This window comes from Inquilinus sp. CA228 (genome assembly GCF_052078665.1).
Classification (GTDB): Bacteria; Pseudomonadota; Alphaproteobacteria; order DSM-16000; family Inquilinaceae; genus Inquilinus.
Window position 1 is genome coordinate 1 of the sequence record NZ_JBQJIK010000166.1, and the last position, 2,910, is coordinate 2,910.

A 2,910-nucleotide genomic window follows, 5' to 3' on the forward strand; every position below is an offset into this window, starting at 1 on the left:
CGCTGGAAAGCGTGGACCAGCGGGTCGACCGCGTATTGCAGGGCGGTGCGGGTGCCGGTCTGGATCGAGGCCTCGGCCGGCATGCCGGCGGACAGGTTGACCTGCGGCGCCACCTGCTTCAGCAGGGTCGGGTCGACCTCGATCTTGGCCAGGAAGTAGGAGTGCCGGGTCTGCTCGTCCTGGGTGCTGTCGGCGGCGACATAGATCACCGTGCCGTCGATCCGCGGCATGTTGCGTTGATGGTAGGCGGTGAAGCGGATCAGCGCCGACTGCCCCTCGCGCACCGTGTCGATGTCGTTCGGCTGCACCTGCACGTCGATCACCAGCCTCTCGTTCTGCGGCACCAGCTCCAGGATCGGGGCGCCCGGCTGAATCACGCCGCCGAGCGTGTGGTACTTCAGGTTCACCACGATGCCGTCGACCGGCGCCAGGATGCGGGTGCGGCCGACCACGTCGCCGGCGGACCGCATCTTCTCCTCCAGCTGGGCCAACTCCTTCTGGGTGCTGGAACGCTCCTCGGCGATCTTGTCGCGGAAGTCGCTTTCCAGCGCCAGCATCCGCATCTGGCTTTCGCCGGCGGTCTGCTCGGCCTTGGCGATGGACGAGACGTTGGAGGCGTTCACGCCCACGATCCGGGCCTGTTCGCGCTGCAGCGCCAGCAGCCGCTGCCTGCGCTCCAGCCCCTTGGCGACCAGCGGGGCGACGCCGTCGATCTCCTGCTGGATCAGGTCCAGCTGGGTCTGGCCGGAGGTGATCTGGGCGCGCAGCCCCTCGATGTCGGAGCGGCTCTGCTCGACCCGCTGCTCCAGCACCGATTTCTGGCCCAGGATCGATTCACGGCGGGAGACGAACTGCTCCTGCTGCGCCCGCACCAGGGCCGCGGCGACCGGGTTCTTCGCCGCCTCGTCCAACACCTCCTGCGGCATGGCCATCGACGCCGCGCCGGTCTGCTCGGCCTCGAGCCGGGTCAGCGCCGCGATGTCGGCGAGGCGCTGGATGCGCACCGAATCATAGGTCGCCAGGTCGCGCGTCGAATCCAGCACCAGCAGCGGGTCGCCGACCCTGACCGCGGTGCCATCCTTGACCAGCAGCTCGCGGATGATGCCGCCTTCCAGGTGCTGCACCGTGCGCTTGTTGCCCGCGGGGCTGACCACGCCGTTGGCGATCGCGGCGCTGGCCAGCGGGGAGACGGCGGCCCAGGCGCCGAAGCCGAAGACGAAGACGCCGATCACGACGCCGCCGATCAGGCTCAGGCGGTTCAGGCCGTACGCGTTGTGCTTCAGCGTCGCTGCCGTGTCATCCAGCGGAGCGGGCAGGCGGGGGCTGCTGAGGACGGCCGGCGGCAGTGGCTGTCCAGGCTCCTGAGGGGTAAGCGACATTTTCCGAACTTCCCTTTGGCGCCGGCGTGGTCTCGGCGGCACGTGGTCCAGCGATGCGGGCCAGAACCTCGGCCCGCGGTCCAAGCAAGGCGATCTCGCCGTCGCGCATCACCAGGAGGCGGTCGGCCTCGGCCAGGATCTGCGGGCGGTGGGCGACGATGATCACGGTCGTGCCCCGGGCCTTCAGCCCGGCGATCGTGCCCATCAGCGCCGCCTCGCCATCGGCGTCGAGATTGGAGTTGGGCTCGTCCAGCACCACCAGCCTGGGCTGGCCGAACACGGCGCGGGCCAGGCCGACGCGCTGGCGCTGGCCGCCCGACAGCGGCACCCCGCCGTCGCCGATCGGCGTGTCGTAGCCCTGCGGCAGCCGCACGATCATGTCGTGCACGCCGGCCAGCTGCGCCGCCGCCACCACCTGGTCGGAGTCGACCTGGCCCATGCGGGCGATGTTCTCGGCCACCGTGCCGGGGAAGATGTCGACCACCTGCGGCAGGTAGCCGAGATATGGCCCCAGCGTCTCCGGCGACCATTGCGCCACGTCGGCGCCGTCCAGGCGCACCGCGCCGTCGCTCGCCGGATAGATGCCGACCAGCAGGCGGCACAGCGTGCTCTTGCCCGAGGCGGAAGGCCCGACCATGCCCAGCACCTCGCCGGCCGCGATCTCGAAGCTGACGCGCTTGATGATCGGGGCCTTGGACTGCGGCGCCACGAACACCAGCTTGTCGATCTGCACCTTGCCGGACGGCGCCGGCAGGGTCAGCCCGTCGCGGCGCTTCGGCAGGGCGGACAGGATCTTCTCGATCGAGTCATAGGATTGGCGGGCGCTGATGAACTGGCGCCAGGAGCTGATCGCCTGTTCGACCGGGGCCAGCGCGCGGGACAGGATCATCGACCCGGCGATCATGCCGCCCGAGGTCAGCTCGCCCTTCAGCAGCAGATAGGCGCCGACGCCCATCACCAGGCTCTGCACGAAGATACGGACGAATTTCGAGGAGCCGCCGATGATCGACGACAGGTCGGCGCCCTTCTCCTGGCCCTGCAGCGCCGCCTCCTGGTCCTTCCGCCAGCGGGTCAGCAGCGCCGGCAGCATGCCCATGGCGCGCACCGTCTCGGCGCTGCGGATGGCGCCCTCGGCCTGGCGCTGGGCGGTGACCTGCAGCTTGTTGGCCTCGGTGGTCGGGCCGCGCAGCATCTTCTCATTGGCCAGCGCCAGCCCGAACAGGACCAGGGCGGAGAGCAGCGCGGTGACGCCGAGCAGCCAGTGCAGCATGAACATGACGATGATGAAGACCGGCGCCCAGGGGGCGTCGAACAGCGGCGCGATCGACGGGCCGCCGATGAAGGCGCGGATCTGCGACAGGTCGCGCAGCGCCTGGCCGCCCACCGGCGCGCCCAGCACGGCGCCGTTCACCCCGGTCTCGACCAGCGTGCCGGCGAGCTGGCGCTCGAACCGGGTGCCGATCCGGGCCAGCAGGGCCGAGCGCAGACCGTCGAGCCAGCCCAGGATGATGAAGGCGAAGCCGGCGACCAG

The 2,910-nt window shown here is 70.4% G+C and carries 2 protein-coding genes; both read right to left on the reverse strand.

The features are described from left to right. Nucleotides 1-1,379: HlyD family type I secretion periplasmic adaptor subunit (locus ACTOWL_RS37695; protein ID WP_441326434.1), on the reverse strand; the 1,379-nt coding region annotated here is incomplete at its 3' end. Further along, nucleotides 1,297-2,910, reverse strand: a 1,614-nt coding sequence (locus tag ACTOWL_RS37700) for a type I secretion system permease/ATPase (RefSeq protein ID WP_441326435.1), incomplete at its 5' end; no start/stop codon positions are given. The genes ACTOWL_RS37695 and ACTOWL_RS37700, both read right to left, overlap by 83 nt.